The following is a 24,491-nucleotide window of genomic DNA, read 5'->3' as shown; positions in this document are numbered from 1 at the left end:
CAAATAAATAAAGAAAGCAGTGACTCGCATGGATGCAAAAAACCTCCATTACTTTGAAAAAGCACCGATCGCTAAAGCCGTAGCTCACTTCGCTGTACCGATGATGCTAGGTACGTCAATGAGTGTCATCTATTCCATCTTAAATGCCTATTTCCTTGGCACTCTCCACAATACCGCCATGTTAACCGCACTCGCACTAACCTTGCCGTTATTCGCGGCCATTATGGCGGTAGGAAACCTGGTTGGTATCGGCAGCGGTGCGTTTATCTCCCGATTGCTGGGAGAGAAAAAGTATGCTGATGTAAAGAATGTGTCTTCATTCGCCTTTTACAGCAGTTTAGTTCTCGGTCTTATCTTGATGGCCCTTGGTCTCCCGTTGATCGATTCACTCGTTCAGGGTCTGGGGGCTACACCTGATTCCTTCGGCTTCACGAAGGACTATGTCACGATTATGCTTATAGGTTCGCCATTCGTCGTATTATTCTTCACACTGGAGAATATCGTGCGCTCGGAGGGTGCTGCAATTACGTCGATGATCGGTATGATACTCAGTGTTGTCGTGAATATTATTCTCGATGCGCTGGTCATCTTCGTTTTCCATTGGGGCGTGATCGGCGTTGCGTCAGCTACGGTTATTTCTAATGTGGTTGCGAGTATATTCTACGCCTTCCATATGGGATATAAGAGTCAATTTTTAACCATCTCCATAAAATGGTTCAAGGCTACCAAGGATATCCTGAGCAATGTATTCAAAATCGGAGTTCCCGTGTTTATTATGAGTCTCTTCATGGGTGCAATGTCACTCGTCTTTAACCATTTTCTTGTCGAGTATGGGGATCAGGCCATAGCGGCTTACGGAATTTCCTCACGTTTATTACAATTTCCTGAGTTTATTTTGATGGGCTTATGCGAGGGTGTTGTACCATTGATTGCCTTTAGTTTTACAGCGAATAAATTACGAATGAAACAAACCATTGGATTTACAATCAAAGCGATTTTGGCCTTGGCAGTCGTGTTTGGCATCATCGTCTATCTGATTTCCGACCATCTAATTGGTTTATTTACCAATGACCCGCAATTAATTGTAATGGGCAGCTACATTCTGCATGTGACCTTCTTATCCTTGTTCATTACGGGGATGACCACGTTGTTTACGGGGATTTTCCAAGCAACGGCGCAGGGAACCGCTGCGTTTATTATGTCCGTCATACAGGGAATTACTCTGATCCCCGTGCTATACATTGCCAATCGAATGAGTGGCTTCCACGGGGTGGTCTGGTCGCTCGTCATTGCGGATGCCGTCGCGTTCCTTGTTGGAGCTATTATGCTGTATGTGCTGCGGAACAAATTGCAGCCAGAGCTGGATCATTTAGTACAGTAGAAAACATATAACATGCAAGAAGGCAGGATAAGGACATTAACCGATCCTGTCTTTTTAGATTCCGCCGCTACTTAGCGTGGTAGATAAAAAAGCCCTGAATATCAATCATCCATTTTTAATTTTTTGTAGGCTAATGGTGTCATGTTCATCGCTTTTCTGAATCTTTCTATAAAATAGCTGGTACTGTTAAATCCAACCTTATAGGCAACTTCTGTAACGTTAGATTCTGCTTGTTGCAATAAGACTAAGCTTTTTTGAATCCGATAATCCATTACATAATTCAACGGAGTTACCTTTAAAATTCGTTTGAAATATCGGCAGCACTCCGAACGACTCAATTGACCAGCTTTTGCAATATCATCTAATGTGACTTTTTCAGCATAATGCAAATAGATCCAGTTTAACATTTGTTTGATCCGTTGATTCTTTACCATTTCCACCTGGTCGTATTCTAATGGAAAGCCATTCATGACTAGGTTTTTCCAAATTAATGTTAAATACATCGTAATATCGATTTCATAGTATGGAGATTTATGTTGAATACATTGATTAATCTTCAACATGGCATCTAAAATGTTTTTCCCCCAAAGCTCGTCAGAATCTATGTATACATAAGGTAAATTTGTCGCTTGAATGTAAGGAGCTACGTAAGGTGTGTAAAGCTCTTGTGATAAAACGAAATGAGGAGAAACATTTAAACAGACATAGACGCAACCCGATTGATTCTGATCTTCCGCCATATGTAGGCAGCCACTATTTATAAATAACCCATCACCTTGTCGTACGATTCGTTTATCCTCATTTATTTGGAAGATCGCCTCCCCTTTTACAACCAGAACAAATTGAATTTCATCATGCCAATGCAGTGGTATATATCCATGTATATTTTGGTTAATCGTTGTTTCATAACATGCAACCGGTAGTACGACCGTCCGATGCTCGGTTAGTTCTTTTAGGTTTTGGCCAATTATGAAATCTTTTATTTGCAAATCATCACGACCTCAATATATTTATATTTTAACATCAAATTCAGGTATAATTTAAAATTTTTTTCACCTATTATAACACTATTATTATATTTCAAGGTGGAGAGCATTCATGGATAAATCAGCTAGAAAAACAGGATTATTTCTTGTTATCACAGGAGCTATATTTTGGGGGATCAGTGGGACCGTTGCAAAAAAACTTTTTCAACAAATCGATGTAAATTGGCTTGTAACAACACGTTTGCTCATTGCTGGTGTTTTACTCTTGGCCCTTCAATTTTTAATAAAAGACCGTACACAAATATGGGGTGTGTGGAAAAATAGAAGGACTGCTTTCCAACTCGTTGTCTACGGTTTGGTTGGTATGCTGTCAGTTCAATATACGTATATGGCATCGATCCAACGAGGTAATGCTGCTGTTGCGACACTATTACAGTATTTAGCGCCTATAATGATTATCATTTATTTAATTCTGCGAAAGCACACTGTCTTCACACGAAAGGATCTGTCAGCGATTTTGCTGGCTTTAGTGGGTTGTTTCTTCTTGTTAACAAACGGCTCCATTTCTCAGCTATCCGTTCCGACGGTCGCAATCGTTTGGGGGATCTTATCAGCAATAGCCCTGGCTTTTTATACCTTATACGCAATACCTCTTCTGAAGCAATACGATTCCCTAGTTATTGTGGGTTGGGCGATGGTCATCGGCGGTTTTGGACTAAGCTTGGTCCATCCACCTTGGCAGATAGACTTTCAAAGCTTGTCACTAGAAACCATTTTATATCTAGCGTTCGTGATCATATTCGGCACAATGATCGCATTTTGGTTCTATATAGAAAGCTTACAGAGTCTTTCACCAAAAGAAACAAGCTTTCTAAGTAGTCTGGAACCTCTAGCTGCTGTTCTAACAACTGTGTTTTGGTTAAAAGAGCCTTTTGGTTTTTTTCAATGGGTAGGTGTAATATGTATCATCGGACTGATATTGTTATTGGCATTCAATAAAAAGCCTTCTTCAAATAACCAATCAGAAGAAGATATCCCGCTCTCAGAGTAAGCTAAGCTTATGGAGAGGCATTAGGATAAAGCTGCTCCTTAATGGAGAAAACGGCAGCCGTTTTTATGGCTGCCGTTTCATTATATTTATGAATCTACTGTTTGAGGTGTTGAGCTCGTTAGATAATACATCGAACGTTAGTTTTTATTTTGAGGTGGTTGCTTAATCATAAAAGGCACATTTTCTACTCCAACCATTCGTACATACGTAAATAATTGACCTTTATGGTGAATCTCATGGTCTTTCGCCATGGATAGCCAGAAGCTCCCAGTGCCGAGAAAGTTCCTAAATTCAATCTCCTGTTCTAGCTGTTGAGCATTTAATTCCTTCAATTCTCGGATTGTTTCCTCCGTCAATTGATCGACGATGTTGCGTACATCGGCTATTGTGTGATATTCGTCTATTTTTGTCGGTGGAGTGAAGGTACCATTTTTTACGGTATCCACGAACATTTTCATAGAACTGGCTATGTGAACGATTAGGGAACCCATGGGCATCGCATTGTCCCAAGGCTTAAAGTCAATATGCTCATCAGGAATGACTTCAACCAATTCTTGCAACACCGATCTGTGCCTTAGCCATTCCTGAAGATATTGAGCTACTACAGACATGCTACCAACCTCCAAAATTTAGTAGTTTTCTAAGGTATTAATTCTATACTCGCAACCAATTCCCTTCTTCATGAAAAGGTCACAGATGAAACAGGAATAATTTATTATCCGATGGGTGTTCCATCAGGTAGTTTAATACCTGGTTTCAATAAGACCACGTCCCCCTTCTCGGGGATACCTCCAAGGACTAATACCTCTGAATTAAAGCCTGCTATCCGTCGAGGAGGAAAGTTGACTACAGCTATGATTTGTTCTCCTATAATCTCCTCCGCCATATATCTTTTTGTAATTTGTGCACTCGATTTTTTTATTCCAATCTCTTGTCCAAAATCGATTTCAAGTTTCATAGCAGGTACTTTGGCTTCTGCAAAAAACTCAGCTTTAATTATAGTTCCAACCCGAACATCGAGTTTCAAAAAATCATCAATCGTTGCCATGTAAGTATTCCCCTCATCCATTATTTTCTTAAATTTCACGATAAACCGTAGACAATTTTAATATTTTGCAACCGCAAACTTTAGCGATTTTGCCCAAAAATACATCCCCATACCGAATAAAGTCATGATTCCACCTATGAATTGAAATGCAGACATTATTTCTCCCAAGAATAAGTAGGCGAGAAGGATGGCGAGAACAGGCTCTCCAATAATACCCACTGACACCGTAGTTGCCCCCATTGACTTCAACAGCAGATTAAAAATATATTGACCAAAAATAGTTGGAATTACTGCAAGTAATAAGAAATACGTCCAATCCGACGAGTCATATTCGATCAAGGAATAATGATTCACCAAATTGTAGACTAGCAGGACACTGCCGCCAAGAAAAAAGACAATCACACTATAAAAATTTGCACTTATTTTGTGGCTTACCTTCTGCCCTGCTATCATATAAGCCGAAACCAAGATTGTTCCTAATAGGGATAACCCATCTCCGATTAATGCCCCTTTCGAAGTCCCTATGTCTCCCCAAGCTATAATGATTGAACCGATAAGAGCAGCGATCAAGCAAAAAATAGTGAATAGGTTTACTCGTTCTCTGAACATAAAGTATGAACCAATCATTACGAATAAAGGCTGCAAGGATAAGATGACCATGGAGCTCGCAACTGAGGTATGCGCCAAAGATTCCATCCAGAATAAGAAATGTAATCCGAGAAAAAGACCAGCCATGAAAACGGTACCCCAATCTTTTTTGGTCATATCTGAGGTGCGGAGCATTTTCCAGGGTACAAAAGGAAGCATTAATATGACTGACATATACAATCTATACATTCCAGCCACGGAGGTTGGAGTATGTGAAGATTTTATCATGATGGAAGAGACGGAAACCGACAAAATACTGATGAACAGTAAAAAATACGGATTCAAAGATAGCGATGTTTTATTTATTTTCATAATGACCCTCTCAGATGTTTTTGACCCATTGTCTGTGCACAGAACAATTGAATAATAAACTGAACTGAGTATAATAATATCACCGCTTTTATTTATTTTGTGTAAGTATATCTTTCATTTATATAGGAATATCGTCATAAGAAAGGAATCTTTCTTCAATGGAAAAACAACTGCACGAGACCATTCTCTATCCCGATGTTTCATTTCCATACATCATGTACACCCATTCGGTTCATGAAAGTATTCCTAAAGGTAGAGGATTTAACGATCTACATTGGCATGAAGAACTACAGATCACTTTGGTTACTAAGGGAAAACTTGTTATACAAGTGAATGGGGTTGATCATGAATTAGACACAGGCCAGGCCATTTTAATTAATAAAGGTGTTCTTCACGTGACTACCCAGCTTTCACACAACGGTCAATATGTCAGCTTTAATTTCCCGGAGAAGCTGCTGGGCTTTTATGCAGATAGCGCGATGGAAAAAAATTATGTACTGCCTTATACAAATTCCTCCTTAATGTCACTAATAATTAAGGGAGATGCTGAATGGCAAATTCAAATACTACAAATGCTGTGGGATATGAAACAGAAGTTTGATATGAAAAAAAGTTGGGGATGGGAATATGAAGTAGCCATCAAAACAGCACAATTATGGTTCATCTTAATATCTAATATTTCGCTTTCTTCTGAGGAAGCACCTAAATACGTGAAAATACAACAGGAAAGACTTCAATTGATGCTTACCTTTATCCATCAAAACTACTTCAACAACATAACCCTGCAAGAAATTGCCGATATAGCACATTTAAGTGTTTCAGAGTGCACTCGTAGTTTTAAGCGAACTATTCATATGACACCTTACGACTACTTGATTAAATACCGCATCAAGAAAAGCAGTGAATTACTAACCTCAACACAATATACTATCACTGAAATAGCCCACAGAGCGGGCTTCAATCACGTAAATCACTTCATTCAGTCGTTTAAAAAACATTATAATAAAACACCTAAAGAATTCCGCAAATTAAGAAATGAATTCATGAATTAAGAAATGAACTAGCCAGTGTCAGCTTTTATTGCAACCTAACAACTGCAAAAAAGGGAGATGGCGCTTTGCCATCTCCCTTTCTCTTATTCCTACTCACACTTCCTGCTTAAAAACATATTACATACCAGGTGGTCGGTGAGCGGAGCGGGCAGAATTGTTCTGAAGAAGCGGAGCGTTCGCCTTTGCAACGGGGTTTTAACCTTACCAGGTGTCATATTAATGAAAAAATCCCGTTGCAACAGCGATCGGAAGAACAATCTGCACGCGCAGCGCCTCCCCTGGAAAGAACTATGTTTTTAAGCCTCCACCCGATTCAAAAACACCTTTGTCCGCTCCAACTGCGGATTGCCAAAAATCTGCTCCGGTGTACCAGATTCCGCAATTTCTCCGTTGTCCATAAAAATGACGCGATCCGCCACATCCCTCGCGAAATTCATTTCGTGCGTCACGATGACCATCGTCATGTGCTCCTCAGCCAGCTTTTTGATCACTCGCAGCACCTCGCCTGTCAGCTCGGGATCAAGGGCCGAGGTTGGCTCGTCAAACAGCAAAATATCAGGGTTCATCATCATTGCCCGGGCAATCGCTACACGCTGCTTCTGTCCCCCCGATAATCGGGACGGATACGCATCCGCTTTATCCGCCAAGCCGACTTTAGCCAGCAACTCGGCGCTCTGGCGTCGCAGCTCAGCCTTGCTCACCTTTTTCACCAGCTTTGGAGCCAGTTCCAGATTATCCTGCACCGTCAAATGAGGGAACAGATTAAAATGCTGAAACACCATGCCCATTCCGGTAGTAATGCTCTTAATATCACCTGCCGGAGCATAGTGACCATTTTCCACCAGTGCTTTATCATGGATGCGAATCGTCCCACCCGTCACATCTTCCAGGTGTACCAAACTACGGAGCATGGTACTTTTCCCTGAGCCTGAAGGACCGATGACAGCTACAACCTCGCCCGCCTTAACATTAAAGCTCACTCTTTTCAGAACGTCGAGTTGGCCGAACGATTTTTTCAAATCGGTTACTTCTATTGCGTTTGTGTTCATATCCGACATTCCTTTTACTCAAATTTAAAGCGTTTTTCCAGCGCTCTGAAGAATATGGTAAGCACCAAAGCCATCAACAAATAAATAACGGCCGCTACAACATAAGGCACAATCGTAAAATCGCGGTTTACAGCTGTATTGGCAAAATGCAAAAGTTCCGGTACCGCTACCGCATACAGCAAAGCTGTATCCTTCACCAGGGTCGTCGCCTCATTGGTTACCGCAGGCAAAGCAATCCGTACCATTTGCGGCACAATGACTCTAATCAGCGTTTGCGACTTGCTTAAGCCCAGCACTTGCGAAGCTTCGTATTGCCCTCTATCAATCGACAACATTCCGCCTCTAAAAATTTCTGCAAAATAAGCCGCATAATTCAGTACAAATGCCAGTACCGCAGCCGTTGTACGGTCCAGTACCAGGTACTCGCCAATGACAGGCAACATTGGCAGACCAAAACAAAAGAACAATAATTGCAGCAAAAGCGGCGTGCCTCTTATAACATAAATGTACGTGTGCATCAGCCAGGCAATAGGTTTAAACCGACTTTTGGCCAGCAGTGTAACGATAAACCCCAGCGGAATAGACAAGATGAGGGTAATGAAAAATAAAATAACCGTCATCTGTGCCCCTTCAAGCATAGGCTTCATAATTCGTAAAATATATTCCATACTCATAACCTTCGACTCCTAAACCCTTAATTCATTACATTACATATTAATTTAATACTTTATCTTCACCGAACCATTTTTTTGAAATCTCAGCCGCTTTTCCGTTCTTGTGCAGCTCATCCAAAGCAGATTGCAGTTGCTTCAACAGCTCTTCGTTCCCTTTTTTCACGCCGATGCCGTATTCCTCAGGAGCCAGTGATTCATCAAGCAGCTTATACGTCCCTTGTTCCTTGGACATATAATACTTGGCAACAACCTCATCAATGACAACTGCATCCAGGCGACCAGTTTTCAAGTCTGTCAAAGCGAGAACGTTGTCCGGGTACTCGGACACTGACTTCAATTTACTTTTAATCGGATTCGCATCCAATGCATCGGCTGCTGAGGACAACGTCTGGAGTCCCACCGTTTTGCCCGCCAGATCAGCCAGCTTGGAAAGACTGGAGGTAGCTGGAACAACAATGACCTGACTATTTTTCAAATATGGCTTCGTGAACAGTACTTTTTCCTTACGCTCATCTGTAATGGTGTATCCATTCCAAATGAGATCAATACGTCCACTGTTCAGCTCGGATTCTTTGGCAGACCAGTCAATCGGCTGGAATTCCACTTGCTTGCCCATTTGTTCCCCTGCCGCCTTCGCATAATCAATATCAAAACCGGTCAGCTCATTATTTTCATCTCTAAAGCCCATCGGCGCGAATTTATCATCAATTCCAATAATCAACTTGCTGCTATCCTTAGCGCCGGAACATCCGGCCAACACGATCATAATCAACCCAATCATCATCGTAAACATGGCTGCTTTTCTCATCTTATTCCCCTCCAACAATGGTGACCCCCGTATTCAAAAACAGGTGGCAAACGCTTTAGTTCGTTAACACGTTATCAGAGTATCATCATAACATACCGCAGGATACTCGTCGAGAGGAATCAGCGGAATCTTAGCCTTATAAACATGGAAAACTTGTGACGAAAATTTGACCTGTGTTCTATAATGTAAAACCTTACCTTGACATGTTACCTTATCCGTTTTATCATTTCCTAGTATTCTTATATACTTTTATTTATTTCGAAGATTCAGCAGCAATAGAATGTAAATCAGCTTGATAGACAGGAGAAATAAAGTCCCATGTACATTTTAAAACGTCTTTTCACGATGCTCATTACGTTATGGATTATCGTCACTTTAACGTTTATTATCATGCACATCATTCCGGGAGATCCATTCTCGAACGATTCCAAGACGATTCCGGAGGCCGTATTGCAAAACATGCGTGCTAGGTACAATCTGGACAAGCCGCTCGCTGTGCAGTATGTGTTGTATCTCAAAAATCTCCTCGTGCTGGATATGGGGCCGTCTATTCAATCGAAAACGACTGACGTAAATATGCTTATCGCCAGAGGCTTTCCACCTTCTGCACTGCTGGGTATTCAATCCATCGTGGTTGCGATTATAGCCGGTATTGCGCTTGGAACATTGGCTGCTTTACACCATAATCGACCACTGGATTATATTTCGATGTTTATCGCCATTGTGGGTATTTCCATACCCAGCTTCATATTGGCACCACTGTTAATCAAGTATGTTGCCGTCAAATGGCATCTGCTTCCGGTCGCCTCATGGGGAACCTGGCAGCATACGGTGCTTCCATCGCTAGCTCTCGCTGTTTCACCTCTTGCTGTTATCGCCCGTTTTATGCGGACAAGTATGCTGGAAGTCATGCATGAGGAATACATACGCACCGCCAAAGCGAAAGGATTGTCCTCTTGGGCAGTAGTCATTCGTCACGGACTACGCAATGCATTGATTCCGGTGCTGTCCTTTATCGGACCGCTATTCGCTTCCGTGATTACAGGTACCTTTGTCGTCGAAAAAATATTCGCCATTCCCGGCATCGGTAAATATTTTGTAGACAGTATCTTTAACCGGGATTATCCAGTCATTATGGGTACGACCATTTTCTACAGTGCCATTCTGGTCGTCACCTTATTTTTAATTGATATTTCCTATCGCCTTGTCGATCCACGAATCAAATTAGTCAGCAAAGGAGATTAACATGAAAGCAGCACCTACTGTCGAAAAGGACAGCCTTTTTAGTCTTGTAGACCGCAGCCAGATGCCCACCCCCACGTTGACCAGACCCCAAGAGTCACCCTGGCGGGATCGGCTTCGCAGACTTTTTAACAACAAGCTTGCTCTGTTGGGGCTTTCCCTACTTATCATTATTATTGTGCTGGCGATTGTCGGACCTTCCATGGTTCCTTATGCTCCGAGTGACCAGTCCCTTTTGAAGACGAATCTCTCTCCTTCGAAAGAGCATTGGTTTGGCACGGATGATCTGGGCAGGGACGTATGGGCACGGACATGGGCCGGAGCTAGAATTTCACTTATGATTGGTTTTGCTGCTGCTGCCATTGATTTAGTGCTTGGCATTCTCGTCGGCTGTGTAGCTGGTTATTGTGCAGGCCATGGTAAAATGGGCGACCGAATCGACAATGTCCTGATGCGAATTATTGAGATTTTGTACAGCATTCCTTATCTGCTGGTCATCATTCTGCTGCTCGTCATTATGAAGCCCGGCCTGCTCACGATGATTATTGCTTTATCTATTACTGGATGGGTCGGCATGGCCCGGGTAGTACGTGGGCAAATCCTACAGCTTAAGCAGCAGGAATATGTACTGGCAGCCCGCAGCTTGGGGACATCTCATTCACGCATCATTTTCAGGCATCTACTGCCGAATGCAGCAGCAATCATTATCGTAAATTTGACGTTTACTATTCCGTCGGCTATTTTTGCCGAATCGTTCCTGAGTTTTCTCGGTCTGGGGATTCAGTCTCCTTCAGCCAGCTGGGGGACGATGGCCAACGATTCGCTCGGCGTTATTTTAAGTGGCCAATGGTGGCGCCTATTTTTCCCCGGGTTGATGATATCGCTCACCATGCTGGCGTTCAATACACTTGGAGACGGGCTTCAGGATGCACTTGACCCGCGTTCACAGCATTAACAACGCAGATATCCAAATTGGACAAGGAGGGGTGTCATCATGATCCGCAGCTTCTCGCCTAACCGCAGAAAAAACGGCAGCTCCTTTATGGAAGTGCGCACACGCGGCATACCTGCCGGAAAGGAGGATGAATAAATCCCGGCTGATCGTTTCGCTCTCTATAATATTGCTGATTTGAAATCGTTTTGAGATTTATACACAACGTTCAAATAACTAACCATAATAATGGAGGAAAACCACGATGAAAAAAATGCATTGGATGACGATCATCTTACTTTTAGCCGTAACGGCTTTGGCAGGATGCTCTGGCACTGGGGATAAGACAGCAAGCAATGACTCGTCCGCTGCGTCTCCAGCAGATGTTCCGCAAGAAATTACAGCCAATCTGGCAGGTGGCGAGCCTTATACACTGGACCCTGCTTTCGCATCAGATACAACGTCCTATTTTGTCATTGATAACTTGTACGAAGGGCTGTATACATACGACAAAGCCGGTAAAATCGTAGAAGGTGCTGCCAGCAAAGTAGATGTGTCTCCTGACGGCAAAACATACACCTTTACCATTCGTGACGGTGCAAAATGGTCGAATGGTGACCCGCTGACAGCTAAGGATTTTGAATACTCCTGGAAACGGGTACTGAATCCGAAAACGGCTGCTTATGATCCTTCTGCCCTCTACTACATCAAAGGTGCCGAAGCGTACAACACAGGCAAAGGTAAAATTGAAGACGTAGGAGTTACGGCTAAAGATGATAAAACGCTTGTCGTTGAGCTAAAATCACCGCTGAGCTTCTTCCCTACGATTGCTGTGGGTCACGCCTATTTACCTGTGAACCAAGCTGTTGTGGAGAAAAGCGACAAATGGGCAGCAGAAGCTAACACGATTGTCGGCAACGGCGCGTATGTAGCCAAGGAATGGAAACATAACGAGCAAATTACGCTGACGAAAAACGATCAATACTGGAACAAAGATGCCATTACGATGGCAACGATTAACTTCAAAATGGTGCAAGACTCCACAACCTATTATCAAATGTACAAAACAGGTGATTTGGATCTGATCCTGAGCCTTCCAGTGGATACATTGGATCAGGAAAAGAGCAGCAAGGAATTCCTGTCGCACCCATCTTTCAGTGTGTACACGTATTCTTTCAACGTAAAACAAAAGCCGTTTGACAATAAAAAAATCAGACAGGCCATTGCCTACGCCATTGACCGTGAAGCACTGGCTACCAACGTAACCAAAGGTGGCGAAACTCCGGCATACGGTTATGTTCCATACGGAACAACAACACCATCTGGTAAGGACTTCCGTGATGAAGCGCCGAAAAAATACTATGAGTTTGATGCAACAAAAGCAAAACAATTGCTGGCTGAAGGACTGAAAGAAGAAGGTTTGACCAAGCTGCCTCCGATCACCTTCAAGTACAACACGTCGGACAAGCATAAAAAAGTAGCTGAAGCTATTCAGGAAATGCTGAAAACGAATCTGGGCGTTGAAGTGACGCTGGAGAATCAGGAATGGAAAACATACATTGATACCTTTAAACAAAAGAACTTCCAGATTGCCCGTATGGGCTGGGAAGGAAACTTCCTTGATCCACTTGGCGTATTGGGACACTATACTTCCAAAAATTCGAACAACTTTACCAACTGGAGCAACCCGGAGTATGACAAACTGATCGAATCCTCAACCTTTGAGCTTGATCCGGCTAAACGCTTTGAACAGCTTCATCAGGCGGAAGATGTATTGATGGAAGATTTGCCGATTATACCGATCCAGTTCTCTGCGGACACTGCATTAATTAGTCCTAAAATTCAAGGCATCGTATTCGATGCTCGTTCGAATCCAGATCTCCGTTTTGCAAAACGGGTCGTAAAATAATGATTTTACGTTTTGGGATCACTGCCCTGATTATCGGTACCTTAGGATTTCTATACGCCGCCCCCCATCTCGTGTACGGTCGTGAAAACCTGGCTACTGCAAATCTACTATTTCTGTTAGGATTGCTAGGCTTGGTAATCGGTGCAATCTTCCATGTCCTGCAAAGTGGCTTTCTCACCCTCTTTCTGCGGGGATTTGCCGACATCGGGCAGTTGTTCATTCGTCAATCCAAGGCATTGCAGGAGGAAAATGAACGTTTGCGTTCCGATGAATCTCTGTCAGCCTGGAAAACATCCATGTTCCGCCACCTCAAGGTATATACTTCGGGGTGCGGAACGGGACTTATATTTTGCTCGATAGTATTAATGGGGATGAGTTAGGGGGATGAGGAGCTTTCTTGCGGTTGGTGGGCGCTGCGCGTGCAGATTGTTCTTCCAAACGCTTCGCTTCACCAGAACAATTCTGCCCGCTCCACTGGCAACCGCCAATAGAGCTTCTACATGTTTTAGAGTAGGTGTAGGAGTGAATTAGACCAAGAGTAAATCACTTGTCCTGCCGCTTTGTAACTGATCTACAAAAAAAGAGAGAGTTCCGTGGATTTTATTCATGGGACTCTCTCTTTTTTTATTTTAATAAATGCGCTTTTCCTTTGCTTCTTGCAGCCATGACGGGAACTCGTCTAATCTACCATCTGCGTCGTCGCTCGTCGCCACTTAGAGGAAAGTCGCTCAATTCTCCGAGTTGGTCATGTGCAGCCTTATAAATGCGGAGGATCGCTTGCACCTTGTTAAAATCATTGTCTTCCGGACCGAATCCTTCCATATACATCCTTTGGATAATGTTTTGGAAAAAATCCATACGCTCGCGGATGGAATCCTGTTCGATTTGCAGCACATCTTCAAAGCTGTGTGACTCAGCAAATTCAGACAGCTCATCAAAATCCTGTTCCTGATATCGCTCTCCCCGAGTTTCGGGATTGAGATCAATAGAGGTACGAAGGGTTGACAATAAAATATTTTCACGTGCCAGCATGACATGAAAATCTTTGTTCTTAAACAGATCCGTAACGATCAGACGGCACATTTCCTTGTTTTGCAGCAGAATCCCATCAAAGGGATGTAGCGTCCACACACCGTAGTTAAAAAATAAATTAAAATTGAAGCTGCTGCTCCCATACTGATATACAATGTTGATTTTCGATTCATCGATGATTTCAAATGAAAATTCCAGCATGCATTCTCCTTTGGGATTCCAATATTTAACTCTATCCTATCAGAAAATGCATGATTTTCAATAAAAAATTTTATTTCACAGTTTCATTTAACTCCACAATAGAGTCTGCTTTTTCACTACTGGCAGCCACGAGTAAAAAGACAATCACACACCCCAAAATAAAGGACATCATACGCTCATTCTCTCCTTTGTCATTTCACTTTTTAAGAGTTTATGCACGAGAATGCTATATATGTTCATCATGTCCTTTATGCTCCGCTGCCAAACCAAAGAAAGACGCCTTTTGGAATCACCCTGGCGTCTTTTTTCATAGATTATTTTGTTTATTGAGTATTAGTTATCAGTTCAAAAACGAACTTAGCCCCTCAGAAGAATGGTTGTCCTTCAGTGGTTTGGATTGTTCTTTCCCTTCGATGCCCAAACGCTGGCTAAGATTGGCATTGATTGCTGTCATTTTACTTGTATAATCGTGGCAACTTTCAATAATTCGACGGTTCGATTTTTCAGACAGATCCAAAGCAGATACCAAATCACCAATCGCCTGATTCACAGCCTCCAATGACATAGAAGGCTTGCTAAGCAGATCCGTTGTTCTCTCGGTCGTCGTTTTGAGAAGCTTCGCATTTTCCTTGAATTGATCCTCAATCGTACGGTTAGTCGCATCAACGGCTGAAATAATTTTATCTTGGTCCGCCAGTGCCATCGCGATCATAGCCGATACGGTGATCAGATTCGATGTTTTATCAATCGCATTATTAACAGAATCAATCAGTTTATCATTGTTATCATTAATAATATCCGTTGCTGCAATCGCCTGATTGTATAACAAAATCATTTCAGTCATCGACTGTGTGCGAGTAACCACTTTGCGCAATCCCCGCTCCAGATGAGGCTTACGATTTTCATTTTCCGGCTTGGCAATCTCGGTTTCGAACAGCTCTTTCAAGCGATTACCAAAGGCAATTTTCGTCTGTAAATTGTAGATTTCTTCAATGGAAGCCTTCTTCAACTGTCTCATGCTGACGATATTCTCTTCCAGATTATCCTTGCCATCTCTCAAGGCAGTAATGATTTTCTCGATGTTCGTCTTCACCGACTGATACTTGTAGATATAGTTTTTCAACGGGCTTTTACGCAGGAGCTTGCCAAAAAAACCTACATCTTTACTCTGCTGGAGCGTTTCGCATTCATCCCGGAGTTTTAAGATCATATTTGAAACCTCAGCCCGATCACCGGACATGAGGTCGTTTACCGGACGATCCAACATTTTAAGGGTTTGTCCCGCCCGTTCCTGCGTTTTAACCCCCAGCTTGCCAATGTCATCCATTAAGGTATCCAGACTCATAACATCGCTTTGCGATACCTTTTGAATCAGCTGTGAAGCCTCCTCAGTCACCTTTTGTTCATCTTCTTTTTTCAATTCAGCCCATGGGGTCGCCATCATGCTAACCTCCTATTCTGAAAACAACTGTTGCTGAAAGCTAATAGTGTTTTTCAGAGCAGCTATGCTGCTGATTTTGTATTCTATTAAAATAACCTACAATTCGGAGCTGCTGTACCGCTGGTGAATAAGCTCTGCTTTGCTCTGTAATTCCATCAGGTCCTTATGCTCCACCGTGGATACAATTACAGATATTTTGCTATCTACATCTCGCAATCCGTTTAGTAGCGTCCTGCGGTTGGTCCGTTTCGCGTCGCCACTGAGACGAAGAAACGGGTTAATCAGTCCATTCAAGTCCTTCAAAATCAATCTCCGAACCGTGTGATTCACTTCACTATTGTTCAATTCATGCAAAAGCGGGATGACCCGCTGCAAACGTGCAAATAGAGCCAGCGCCTTCTCGACAATCTCGTTATCAAGCGCATCTTTCTGCCCCTCGGAGATCACCATATCCTCCAGTACTTCCAAATACTCCATGACCTGAGCAAATTCACTGCTCACCTGATCCGGCAAACGTGCTTGTCCTGTTATAGACTCTCGCGGTGCGGCGATTTCCTTTTTATGTTGCTGTGCCTGATCAGCCTGCTCCTGCATCACCGGAATCACGGAACCGGTCAGATTAGGACGAGGATGGCGAACAGCCATGACAGCACTGTATCCTCCGATACAAATGATCGGGATTGCCAGACACACAAACAACGGCAACCAATAACTTAGTAAAAGCGCAATCAGGTAGCTGACCACAGCAATCGTGGCACCCCACATTTTAGAAGTCATAGCTTATACCTCCTGACGTAAACCCTTACCATATTGTAGAAAACAATATTTGCCTATGTCAATGTAAGGATTTGCGTATCGTGATTGGCTGCTCGATGTGACTGGCTAGAATGTCGTATTGCGGGTGTAGTGAACCGATTTCATAACCCAAAGCCGATTTCACCGCCAGGTAAGGAAAATTGATACCAGACAAGCACGATACATGAAGTCCTCCAGACATCCGCGGATTGATCTCTAGCAACTTGGCCTGCTCGCCGTTATATTTCACTTGAATGTTATAATTGTACGGAATGTGATACGCCTCAGCGACCTTCTCTGCCACCTTCAACAGCTCAGGATGCTGCTCCAGCAGCCGTAATCGTCCTCCTGCCTTCCTACGCGGAACAGCTGCTAACAATTTTCCGTTTCGGTCAGCCAAGCAGTCGATACTGTATTCGTATCCCTCCAGCAGTTCCATCACCATCAAATTGGGAAACGTCTCTGTGGAAGACAATACGCGATAGGCCTCCTCGAACGAAATATGATTCAGTGCATGGCCGAACAGTTCCTCCAGCGGATCACGTTCATTATCAATGATACGAAAGCCCATTCCACCTTCTGCATTACATGGCTTGAAACACACCTTGTGCCCAAGCGCTATTAATGACTCGTAAGCCTGTTTAAACTGCTCGGCATTACTGGCAATGGCATAATCGGGAATGGCGACAATATCCTTTTGACGAATAGATTCATAAAAAAGATCCTTCTCCATCAATTGCTCCAGCAGTTCGGTATCCCGGCACACCATTACTTCTGTACCAATATCGTCGAACAAATAAAGATGCTTGCTAATATCGAGCATATTCCACCGCGGAATAAAGATATCAATTTCATGGCGTCTGCAAAAATCAGCACAAAACTGTGCATACTCCACACCGCTCGTGCGCGGCTCTACTTCAGCTACATCACTGGCCTGCAGTGCCATGTGCTGCGGATCAGAGTGTGTGGCATAGATCTCGAACGGAATACCGTCCTCATTGTTACGAATAGCATTCATATAATGATACACCACCGAAAACCAGCGGTTAAAATACACTTTGACCTTCTTCACAGCGCCACGTCCCCTATTAGTTTAATCATGAAGTACGAGCCGCTGACACGCTCCCGTGCACTTCATAGACATATTCCATAATTTCATTTGCTGCATAAACCCCCGACACTTCCGTAAATCGGTAATTGACCTCTAGCTTATCCCGCTGCTGTTCCCGATACAATTCACCATGACGCGGGGCAATCGCATAGTCGGCATAATCCAGCAGACAACGGTCCAGTAAAGAGTCACCGGATGCAACTACAGCTCCCCCATTGGTGAGGTTACGGATATGCGCCACGGCTGCCTGTTTATTCACGGCCGCAGGCACCAGATATACTTTGCGCCCTTGAATGGATACCTCCCAGCCCATTTCATGCATCATCCGCGCCTTCTCCAGCACCTGTTCCAGCGGCATCCGATCCCGTTCAATTACAAAAGCATAAAATAGTTCATCGCAAAAACGCTCGTTTATGACCCAGTCTTCATGAAGAACCTGTCCGAACACCTGACGTGCCTCTTCCGCATGAGCACCATCGCGGCGTACTTGTTCGTGAATACGTCGATTCCACTCTCGGTCCACCTCGCCTCCGACAATGATGTTTCCGCCATTACTCGTCACGGCATATGCGGGAACCAGCTCCGTCTGAAACACGGTGATTCGTCTATACTGTTCCATGGTCCGAGTCGTCACAGGCATAAACATGACATCTGCCGGTAGTGTCTTGAGCCATTGCAAAGCTTGTACAGAAATAAAGGCCGACGTCGCCCCATCGATCTGTTCCGCAGGCAACAGACCAGGGGACTCCAGCGGCACGCCAAGCGAGCGTTTGGAGTAAATCAGCGTCTGATCCAGGTCACTGGCGTAGATCATTCTTGTCCCCCCTTGAGCGGCTTGATGATTCCGCAACAGGAATAGGTCAATCCTTCAAATACCTCAACAGGCACTCCACGATCCTTGGCCAGCAGCATAATATGCTGAAGATTCGGATTATTTTCACGGTCAATCAGAATTTTCCATGGCACCCTGCGGAGCAGTACGCGAGTCGTCTCCCCCACTCCCGGCTTGACCAGATTAATATCCCGAATCCCAAATGCCTGCTGAATCGCCTCAATATCCCGTAAGCCCTGCCACGTCACGACAGGCGGATTCAATGTCATCTGTTCCGCATAGGCAGCCGCCGTTTTAGCCACGGCTTGAAAATAACCGGACACCGTATCCACAAACGTATTGGATTGATCCACCGACCGCCAGGATTCATAAAATTTAGCCCCATGAAAGTCGTCCGGACCTATCAGATCATCGCGTAATACCGTCCGGCTCATCAGACCTGATACGGTTGAATTCAGACAAGCGCTCGGGATCAAATAATCTTCTCGTGTACCAAAGGTCTCCGAGCAGCTACCCGGATCGGCCAGCACCGCCAGATCATCATTTAGGCGCAGTCCGTAATCTGCATTCATCTCACGGCAGGCCTCGATCAACACCTGACGAATGGCGCCTTTCCCCGTCCAGCCATCGACAAACTGAAGTTCAATCCCCAGCCCATGCTGCTGTAGAATGTACAAAATAGCATTCCGGTCAATGCCTTTGCCACGAATAATAGAAATACTGTAATGCGGCAAGGATACGCCATACTTCCAGTCAATATAACGCTTGATCAGGATACCAATAGGCGTCCCTGCTCTGGCAAGAGAAACAATCGCCGTGTTCAATCCTCTTTTTCTCACAATCATCTCAGCCACAGAAGCTGCCGCTAATGCAACCTTTTCGGCAGATTGGGCAAGCGTTTCGTGAAACAATCCAATATACTCTGCTGTGGGCTGGTATTCCACTGGCAGCATTTCTGAATAATGGACGCCTGACTGTATCGCTTCTTCCCGATCCTCCGTCCCTTTTTCCAACGCAACCCGGCTCAAATCCTTTAATAAAAAAGTGACATCCGAGGCAGGATAACTGCCTAGCGGTACGGGCGGATGAATGTTCTTCTGCTGTATTTGCTCCATAAGTGCTTGCTTCATATCCGCGCTCCTTTACTCTCCTGCCTAGTTAAACCATTAAAATAAACGACATGCACTTTATCACAGCCCAGACCGCTCAATGCCTCCAACATGGGCTTCATTCGCTCTGGGTCCGACTCTCTTTCCAGCAAAACGAATATTTCGTCATACTGACCTGGCTCTACATTATAAATAAAATTGCGTACCGTACTGTCCTCAGGTGAGGGATAGGTCACACCACTTGCGACGCCATACCCTTCTTCTCTATGGGGATACACCGGGCTGCGTGTGGTGGACTGATAATATACGTTCGGGCCTAACTCCGCTGCAATCCGCATTGGAATGTACATGAATTCCCCCGTACCCATTACCAGTGTTCGTTGTCCTGAACGAAGTTGGTTCAGTCGTTCAGCTGTGTACGCGATTTCTGCATCCAGCGCTGGATTGTCGGCGGATTGTAGACCAAAACGGCCTGTATATTTAAGATAAGGAGCTGTATTGGCGTACCCGTCGGTAGATATGGAGGTATGTGATATCCGCTCAAAAGCGGAAGCATCCTCTTCAAAACAGCGGTCAATTGTTCCAGACAAATCTTTATTAACCTCTGCGGTGCTAGTGGCTGCATGCTCTGCGTTCCCGGTCTGTCCGGCATATTCTGCGTGATCCAGTATCGGTGTTCCCTGTATTTCTATCTTTCCTTTGAGCAAACTTAGAGGCGTAATCCTAATATCTAGCTCTGCTTCCAGATCAGCAAAAGCTCGCTCGTCGCTGTCTGTCCGCCAGTCCAATAACGAAGCTATCACATACTGTTTGCGCGGAAAATGTTCCTGAATATCCCGTATAATATTAAGCGTTGTTTTTCCCGTCGTAATCTCATCATCTACCAGCACAATGGGTCCATCTCCGGCAAAAGCATCCTCATTCAGTGCATAACAACGATGATCAACAGCATGTGAATGCTCTTCTTCAAACCGAATAATAGGCCGAAGGCCCGGAATATCCTCGCGTGTCGTATGAATATACGTGGCACCGCCATCAAACAACCGATACATGCTGTGTCCCAGTGCTGTAGCGGTCTCGGCAAAACCAACAAATTTAATCGGTTCTGGAAAAGAAAAAGCCAAACGCTCATCCATCAGCTTTTGATAGGCCTCTTTTGCATAATTCGGGTCAAGGAGTCCTCTCACGGCCTCTCCAATCAGTTTATCCATCTGTTGTCCTGACTGTGGGACAAGCTCTTTATATAGGAGGATCGCCAGTGCCGCCCCACTTAACAGAGAGGTGTATGGTTTTACCGGAATATGCTTGCCCAGCACCTTGCTGACAAACAAAAACGAACGCTTTTTATTGACCCGTGCCGCCATTGCAAACAGCTTGTCCACAGGAAGACGGAATGGATTATGAGTCTCCGTAATTTTAACGCTGAACTGCTCCAGAATTGGCAGCAGATGTGTTTTCGTGGTTGGGTAAGAGACTGACAAAATGTTGTTGTTCATGTAACACCCCGTATACTTTAGATCTATTTATAATACGATAAGCCCAATTCAAATGAGGCTTAATTTCATTCATTTTGTTGGCATAGGTGCTCTTGAATACACCTAGGCTACCGTCGTTACGTTCAACAATTTCAAGTGCATCCATATACTCTTCATGGGTCACCGCATACATGGCCTGTACCGGCTTAATGTGGGACGGATGAATGATCGTTTTGCCAATAATCCCATTCTCTTTATCCATCATGACTTCGCGAATCAGTCCGTCCACTGCATCTGAGATGAAGTCCATTCGCAAGTAGCGTCCCGGCTTCCCAAATGCGTCTTCGAAGGGCGATACTCTTAATTGAGGTTTAAAGATACGTTCTCGGTGAGAGAAATACTCCCATACAGGACCGGAAACGACATAGTCCGAGTCCACGCGTCCGAACAAGTTAATAATATCTGCGATGCAATCCCGAATGACGGCAATTTCATAAATCGTAATATCCGGGCTGCGTCTCAGCCCATACAGACTGGAGAAATCGGTGGCCCCAATTCGTACATTCAGCACATATTCCTGAACCTCATCCAAAATTTCTTTAATCGCCAGCAGTTCTTTCCAACGAGTTTCCCGATAAATAATTTTAGAGCTTTCGAGAATCGGCAATCCATACAACACAGGCGTACGGCTTGCGTCTCCTGCCCCTGTATGCATAGTCCGGTTATATTCAGCAATGAGTGCAAAATACGCCCGTCCATTATCAGAAGAGAACTTGGGGAGGACAAAGCCCGTGAGCAGCGCCAGGGTTTCTCCCAAACTGTTCAGCAGTCGTTCCAGCTGTTCCACAGAGCGCACACGTACAAACAGCAAAGGTAATTGCTGTTCACTCATCATCCCTGTCCGTACATAGGACAATAGTAGAAGCAGTTGCTGTGCCAGCGATTCTTCGGCCTGTTCGACCTGCTGATCCCCTATAGCATCCTCCAAGTCCAGAATGACTGTGGTTAGTCCTTCATGCTTTCCATTTTTGATCTCTTCCGCTACCTCCGAGCGGGTTGCCGGCATGTACAAAGCCGCTCCTATGGCATAAGCCAATATATTTTTGGGTGAACGGTTATGAAACTCCATCGGTGGAGTACAGAAGATCGCTTCTACTTCCTCAGAGGTTAAATCATTAAAATATTTCAGGGCCCTTCCCCTCCTCTTGCTCTATCTCGCCTGACTGAAGCCCTGTGCCTCGGGTATAAAAGAAATCCCCCCTTAGTTTCAGGAGGGATTTCGCTATACTTTGTACATTAAGCCTCTTTGTCGGCCTTTTTCTTTCTTTTTGCCGAGCTAAGAATCATTGTGCCTACAAAGACGGCAATCAAAATGCCGAAGAATAATACTTGCGACATATGAAAGCCAAAAGCAGCAGCCAACATTTTACCCCCAATAATGGCGATCATAATAAAGGCTGTCTGTTCCAGTTCCGGAAATTTATCAATGAGCTTGAGGAACACTTGTGCAACACCACGCATCATCAGAACGCCGAGTATACCACCCAGGAACAGAACCCATACTTTCTCGCTCACACCAAAAGCGGCAATGACACTGTCAATACTGAAGGCAATATCCATCAGTTCGACCATTAATACGGTTTTCCAGAAAGAAGTAGGTTTGTTTTTCACTTCCCCATCACCCTCGGACTTGAATAAGCCCTTGTAAGCGATGTAGAGCAGATAAGCCGCACCCAGCACCTTAATCAGCGTGAACTTAATTAGGAAGGTACCCAAGCCGATGGCCAGAAACCTGAATATATACGCACCTAAAATCCCGTAAAATAAGGCTCTCTTTTGCTGCTCTTTTGGTAAATGCTTAACCATAACTGCGAGAACCAAGGCGTTATCCGCCGACAAAAGACCTTCCAGCAAAATGAGAGTTCCAATAATCCCCCAACTCACCGGGTCAGTAAGCGTACCTACCACATCAGTCCATGAAAAGAAATGCCCGTAGTTCTCGCTGATATTTTTAAATAAATCATTCAACATGAAAAGAGTGCCTCCGATAATTCAATTTATTTACTACCCTGCGTCCAGCGCATGCCCCAGTTATATGCCTGATCCATTTCACGATGACCGCCATAAAACTGTACGAGTCTCTCAATACTAAACGTTTCATCGTTCACATTTTGGATCATTGCAATCGCACACATCCCTTTGCGATTGTCATGTTCATTCATATGAACGATAATGTCTGGCCCGTCCTTCTGGTACAGCGTGACTACCCCGTCTGCTTGTGACCAGTTCGTGACTCCTTCATAAATGAAGGTAAACACCAAAATTCGCTTAATTTCAGAAATTTTAGCCCCATTAATACGGAGATTTTCCCCTGTTTTCACAGAGCCCGTACGGTCGTCACCATCCAGAGCAATGTACGGGAAGCGATTTAGAGAACCAAAAACTTCCCCAAGCGCCTGAACGACACCTTTATCCCCGTTCTTCATCTCATACAAGCAGCCCAGGTCCAGATCGACACCCTTGGAGCCACGACTGAAAAAGCCCTTGCTCTGCTGTACCTGATTCCAGTTCAGATTGATTAGGATTTCACCTAATCCGCCTGAGCCCTTTTTCAGGTTAATGGTATCGCCCTTTTTCTTCAGCTCAATTTTCCGCAGATTCAGATTTACCGGAGTTGCAGATGGCTCTGGCTTTGGAACAGGAGGTGCAGGCGGCGGTGTGGGTGCTGGTCGAGGTGCTGGAGGTGGTGTAGGCACCGGCACCGGAGGGGCCGGATTATTTTCCACTTCAATGCCGAAATTTTCACACAACGCATCCAATCCACCGGAAAAACCTGCGCCTATCGCATTAAATTTCCATTCACCGTTATGGCGGTACAGCTCGCCTATTACAATGGCCGTCTCGACTGTAAAGCCACTATCCAAATTAAATCGTAAAACCTCTCCACTTATCGGATGAGCAAAACGTATAAATCCGCCTTGAACCTGTCCAAAATTTTGCCGTTTCTGATCCGCATCATATATGGTCAGTGTAAACGCAATCTTCTCGATATGGGAAGGTATTCTGGTTAGGTCCAGGGAAAATTGTTTCTTGTCACCAAACTGTTGTCCATCTGAATAGGTGATAAAAGGTGTAGTCGGATTATTGTAAAAGATCAGATCCTCATCGCCTGATACTTTCCCTCCAGGGCCCAGCAAAAATGCAGAAGTATCAAGTTCCAGAGCCGCTGAGGACTCCCAACCGATCCCTATGTTGACATGGCTCAGGCCCGGATTCGTTTTGGTCAAATCCACCTTCTGCCCCTTTACTACGATAACAGCCATGATTGTGTCACCTTTCTGTCCGTTTGTCGTGTTCAGCGTACGCCCTTCAATGGCTTAAAAAGAAAGAGGTAGCGCCCTTTG

24 protein-coding genes are annotated in these 24,491 nt (G+C 44.3%); 7 read left to right on the top strand and 17 right to left on the bottom strand.

All coding sequences use genetic code 11. The features are described 5' to 3' along the window. Window positions 1-28: 28 nt before the first annotated feature. Complete coding sequence (locus ACUC6J_RS05070; protein ID WP_447249852.1) at window positions 29-1,381, top strand: MATE family efflux transporter; 1,353 nt, start codon at window positions 29-31, stop codon at window positions 1,379-1,381. A 101-nt stretch (window positions 1,382-1,482) separates the two neighbouring features. Here ACUC6J_RS05070 and ACUC6J_RS05065 read toward each other — a convergent pair whose 3' ends face one another. Next, a complete protein-coding gene (locus tag ACUC6J_RS05065; protein WP_447249851.1) occupies window positions 1,483-2,370 on the bottom strand; it encodes an AraC family transcriptional regulator in 888 nt (295 codons plus the stop codon). A 109-nt stretch (window positions 2,371-2,479) separates the two neighbouring features. Here ACUC6J_RS05065 and ACUC6J_RS05060 point away from each other — a divergent pair, with 109 nt between their 5' ends. Continuing rightward, window positions 2,480-3,418 (top strand): EamA family transporter, encoded by a 939-nt coding sequence (locus ACUC6J_RS05060; RefSeq protein ID WP_447249850.1) that lies wholly within the window; start codon window positions 2,480-2,482, stop codon window positions 3,416-3,418. A gap of 137 nt (window positions 3,419-3,555) precedes the next feature. Here ACUC6J_RS05060 and ACUC6J_RS05055 read toward each other — a convergent pair whose 3' ends face one another. The 3 genes from ACUC6J_RS05055 to ACUC6J_RS05045 all read right to left on the bottom strand — a co-directional run bounded on the left by ACUC6J_RS05055 (window position 3,556) and on the right by ACUC6J_RS05045 (window position 5,426). Next, window positions 3,556-4,029, bottom strand: a complete 474-nt coding sequence (locus tag ACUC6J_RS05055; protein WP_017426319.1) for a DinB family protein — start codon at window positions 4,027-4,029, stop codon at window positions 3,556-3,558. 104 nt (window positions 4,030-4,133) lie between these two features. Then, window positions 4,134-4,466 (bottom strand): chaperone CsaA, encoded by a 333-nt coding sequence (csaA, locus tag ACUC6J_RS05050; RefSeq protein ID WP_447249849.1) that lies wholly within the window; start codon window positions 4,464-4,466, stop codon window positions 4,134-4,136. A gap of 57 nt (window positions 4,467-4,523) precedes the next feature. Continuing rightward, window positions 4,524-5,426: a DMT family transporter gene (locus ACUC6J_RS05045; RefSeq protein WP_447249848.1), complete on the bottom strand. Its 903-nt coding sequence runs from the start codon at window positions 5,424-5,426 to the stop codon at window positions 4,524-4,526. Between the two features lie 158 nt (window positions 5,427-5,584). Between ACUC6J_RS05045 and ACUC6J_RS05040 the strand changes: the two genes are divergently transcribed. Continuing rightward, window positions 5,585-6,478, top strand: a complete 894-nt coding sequence (locus ACUC6J_RS05040; RefSeq protein ID WP_447249847.1) for an AraC family transcriptional regulator — start codon at window positions 5,585-5,587, stop codon at window positions 6,476-6,478. Between the two features lie 296 nt (window positions 6,479-6,774). On the opposite strand, the gene ACUC6J_RS05035 is transcribed toward ACUC6J_RS05040, so the two are convergent. The 3 genes from ACUC6J_RS05035 to ACUC6J_RS05025 are packed head-to-tail and all read right to left on the bottom strand — an operon-like array spanning window position 6,775 to window position 9,009. Next, entirely contained in the window at window positions 6,775-7,527 is a 753-nt protein-coding gene (locus ACUC6J_RS05035; RefSeq protein ID WP_017426316.1) for an amino acid ABC transporter ATP-binding protein, read from the bottom strand. A 14-nt stretch (window positions 7,528-7,541) separates the two neighbouring features. Next, entirely contained in the window at window positions 7,542-8,201 is a 660-nt protein-coding gene (locus ACUC6J_RS05030; protein WP_016821454.1) for an amino acid ABC transporter permease, read from the bottom strand. Between the two features lie 40 nt (window positions 8,202-8,241). Further along, complete coding sequence (locus ACUC6J_RS05025) at window positions 8,242-9,009, bottom strand: amino acid ABC transporter substrate-binding protein (protein WP_031462975.1); 768 nt, start codon at window positions 9,007-9,009, stop codon at window positions 8,242-8,244. A 318-nt stretch (window positions 9,010-9,327) separates the two neighbouring features. On the opposite strand from ACUC6J_RS05025, the gene ACUC6J_RS05020 reads away from it, so the two are divergent. From ACUC6J_RS05020 to ACUC6J_RS05005, 4 genes are all read left to right on the top strand, one after another. Then, entirely contained in the window at window positions 9,328-10,254 is a 927-nt protein-coding gene (locus tag ACUC6J_RS05020; RefSeq protein ID WP_016821456.1) for an ABC transporter permease, read from the top strand. Between the two features lies 1 nt (window position 10,255). Continuing rightward, window positions 10,256-11,206 carry an ABC transporter permease gene (locus ACUC6J_RS05015; RefSeq protein WP_019686282.1) on the top strand — a complete coding sequence of 317 codons (951 nt, stop codon included), beginning with the start codon at window positions 10,256-10,258 and terminating at the stop codon, window positions 11,204-11,206. A 241-nt stretch (window positions 11,207-11,447) separates the two neighbouring features. Next, the gene (locus tag ACUC6J_RS05010) at window positions 11,448-13,091 is read left to right on the top strand and encodes a peptide ABC transporter substrate-binding protein (RefSeq protein ID WP_031462971.1); all 1,644 of its coding nucleotides are present in this window, start codon (window positions 11,448-11,450) and stop codon (window positions 13,089-13,091) included. Further along, entirely contained in the window at window positions 13,091-13,471 is a 381-nt protein-coding gene (locus ACUC6J_RS05005) for a DUF3899 domain-containing protein (protein ID WP_039276833.1), read from the top strand. The genes ACUC6J_RS05010 and ACUC6J_RS05005 overlap by 1 nt, the downstream gene beginning before the upstream one ends. Before the next feature lie 304 nt (window positions 13,472-13,775). Here the strand turns inward: ACUC6J_RS05005 and ACUC6J_RS05000 are convergent, their stop codons facing one another. From ACUC6J_RS05000 to ACUC6J_RS04955, 10 genes are all read right to left on the bottom strand, one after another. After that, a complete protein-coding gene (locus tag ACUC6J_RS05000) occupies window positions 13,776-14,324 on the bottom strand; it encodes a hypothetical protein (RefSeq protein WP_250251549.1) in 549 nt (182 codons plus the stop codon). Between the two features lie 340 nt (window positions 14,325-14,664). Then, window positions 14,665-15,765 carry a toxic anion resistance protein gene (locus ACUC6J_RS04995; protein WP_016821463.1) on the bottom strand — a complete coding sequence of 367 codons (1,101 nt, stop codon included), beginning with the start codon at window positions 15,763-15,765 and terminating at the stop codon, window positions 14,665-14,667. Between the two features lie 96 nt (window positions 15,766-15,861). Then, on the bottom strand, window positions 15,862-16,542 hold the full coding sequence (locus tag ACUC6J_RS04990; RefSeq protein ID WP_017426310.1) for a hypothetical protein: 681 nt from the start codon (window positions 16,540-16,542) through the stop codon (window positions 15,862-15,864). Between the two features lie 58 nt (window positions 16,543-16,600). After that, window positions 16,601-17,632: an ATP-grasp domain-containing protein gene (locus ACUC6J_RS04985; protein WP_045244154.1), complete on the bottom strand. Its 1,032-nt coding sequence runs from the start codon at window positions 17,630-17,632 to the stop codon at window positions 16,601-16,603. 25 nt (window positions 17,633-17,657) lie between these two features. Continuing rightward, window positions 17,658-18,485: an HAD family hydrolase gene (locus ACUC6J_RS04980; protein WP_340864305.1), complete on the bottom strand. Its 828-nt coding sequence runs from the start codon at window positions 18,483-18,485 to the stop codon at window positions 17,658-17,660. Further along, window positions 18,482-19,633 (bottom strand): cysteine protease StiP family protein, encoded by a 1,152-nt coding sequence (locus ACUC6J_RS04975; protein WP_340864304.1) that lies wholly within the window; start codon window positions 19,631-19,633, stop codon window positions 18,482-18,484. Before ACUC6J_RS04975 ends, ACUC6J_RS04980 begins: the two co-directional genes overlap by 4 nt. Further along, a complete protein-coding gene (locus ACUC6J_RS04970) occupies window positions 19,630-20,976 on the bottom strand; it encodes a phosphoribosyltransferase family protein (RefSeq protein WP_447250285.1) in 1,347 nt (448 codons plus the stop codon). Before ACUC6J_RS04970 ends, ACUC6J_RS04975 begins: the two co-directional genes overlap by 4 nt. A 52-nt stretch (window positions 20,977-21,028) precedes the next feature. Next, the gene (locus ACUC6J_RS04965) at window positions 21,029-22,216 is read right to left on the bottom strand and encodes an HpcH/HpaI aldolase/citrate lyase family protein (protein ID WP_242210556.1); all 1,188 of its coding nucleotides are present in this window, start codon (window positions 22,214-22,216) and stop codon (window positions 21,029-21,031) included. 167 nt (window positions 22,217-22,383) lie between these two features. Beyond that, window positions 22,384-23,118: a TerC family protein gene (locus ACUC6J_RS04960; protein WP_447249846.1), complete on the bottom strand. Its 735-nt coding sequence runs from the start codon at window positions 23,116-23,118 to the stop codon at window positions 22,384-22,386. A 26-nt stretch (window positions 23,119-23,144) separates the two neighbouring features. Continuing rightward, a complete protein-coding gene (locus ACUC6J_RS04955) occupies window positions 23,145-24,410 on the bottom strand; it encodes a TerD family protein (protein WP_090888378.1) in 1,266 nt (421 codons plus the stop codon). Between the last annotated feature and the right edge of the window lie 81 nt (window positions 24,411-24,491).

This window comes from Paenibacillus sp. JJ1683, from assembly GCF_053006485.1.
This window is presented reverse-complemented; position numbering and strand designations above follow the sequence as displayed.

Excerpts from the sequence above, each read along its gene's own strand:
- ACUC6J_RS05070 (WP_447249852.1), top strand. The coding sequence starts at position 29 with ATGGATGCAAAAAACCTCCATTACTTTGAAAAAGCACCGATCGCTAAA.
- ACUC6J_RS05060 (WP_447249850.1), top strand. The coding sequence starts at position 2,480 with ATGGATAAATCAGCTAGAAAAACAGGATTATTTCTTGTTATCACAGGA.
- ACUC6J_RS05055 (WP_017426319.1), bottom strand. The coding sequence starts at position 4,029 with ATGTCTGTAGTAGCTCAATATCTTCAGGAATGGCTAAGGCACAGATCG.
- csaA (WP_447249849.1), bottom strand. The coding sequence starts at position 4,466 with ATGGCAACGATTGATGATTTTTTGAAACTCGATGTTCGGGTTGGAACT.
- ACUC6J_RS05045 (WP_447249848.1), bottom strand. The coding sequence starts at position 5,426 with ATGAAAATAAATAAAACATCGCTATCTTTGAATCCGTATTTTTTACTG.
- ACUC6J_RS05040 (WP_447249847.1), top strand. The coding sequence starts at position 5,585 with ATGGAAAAACAACTGCACGAGACCATTCTCTATCCCGATGTTTCATTT.
- ACUC6J_RS05035 (WP_017426316.1), bottom strand. The coding sequence starts at position 7,527 with ATGAACACAAACGCAATAGAAGTAACCGATTTGAAAAAATCGTTCGGC.
- ACUC6J_RS05030 (WP_016821454.1), bottom strand. The coding sequence starts at position 8,201 with ATGAGTATGGAATATATTTTACGAATTATGAAGCCTATGCTTGAAGGG.
- ACUC6J_RS05025 (WP_031462975.1), bottom strand. The coding sequence starts at position 9,009 with ATGAGAAAAGCAGCCATGTTTACGATGATGATTGGGTTGATTATGATC.
- ACUC6J_RS05020 (WP_016821456.1), top strand. The coding sequence starts at position 9,328 with ATGTACATTTTAAAACGTCTTTTCACGATGCTCATTACGTTATGGATT.
- ACUC6J_RS05015 (WP_019686282.1), top strand. The coding sequence starts at position 10,256 with ATGAAAGCAGCACCTACTGTCGAAAAGGACAGCCTTTTTAGTCTTGTA.
- ACUC6J_RS05010 (WP_031462971.1), top strand. The coding sequence starts at position 11,448 with ATGAAAAAAATGCATTGGATGACGATCATCTTACTTTTAGCCGTAACG.
- ACUC6J_RS05005 (WP_039276833.1), top strand. The coding sequence starts at position 13,091 with ATGATTTTACGTTTTGGGATCACTGCCCTGATTATCGGTACCTTAGGA.
- ACUC6J_RS05000 (WP_250251549.1), bottom strand. The coding sequence starts at position 14,324 with ATGCTGGAATTTTCATTTGAAATCATCGATGAATCGAAAATCAACATT.
- ACUC6J_RS04995 (WP_016821463.1), bottom strand. The coding sequence starts at position 15,765 with ATGGCGACCCCATGGGCTGAATTGAAAAAAGAAGATGAACAAAAGGTG.
- ACUC6J_RS04990 (WP_017426310.1), bottom strand. The coding sequence starts at position 16,542 with ATGACTTCTAAAATGTGGGGTGCCACGATTGCTGTGGTCAGCTACCTG.
- ACUC6J_RS04980 (WP_340864305.1), bottom strand. The coding sequence starts at position 18,485 with ATGATCTACGCCAGTGACCTGGATCAGACGCTGATTTACTCCAAACGC.
- ACUC6J_RS04975 (WP_340864304.1), bottom strand. The coding sequence starts at position 19,633 with ATGAAGCAAGCACTTATGGAGCAAATACAGCAGAAGAACATTCATCCG.
- ACUC6J_RS04970 (WP_447250285.1), bottom strand. The coding sequence starts at position 20,976 with ATGGCGGCACGGGTCAATAAAAAGCGTTCGTTTTTGTTTGTCAGCAAG.
- ACUC6J_RS04965 (WP_242210556.1), bottom strand. The coding sequence starts at position 22,216 with ATGGAGTTTCATAACCGTTCACCCAAAAATATATTGGCTTATGCCATA.
- ACUC6J_RS04960 (WP_447249846.1), bottom strand. The coding sequence starts at position 23,118 with ATGTTGAATGATTTATTTAAAAATATCAGCGAGAACTACGGGCATTTC.
- ACUC6J_RS04955 (WP_090888378.1), bottom strand. The coding sequence starts at position 24,410 with ATGGCTGTTATCGTAGTAAAGGGGCAGAAGGTGGATTTGACCAAAACG.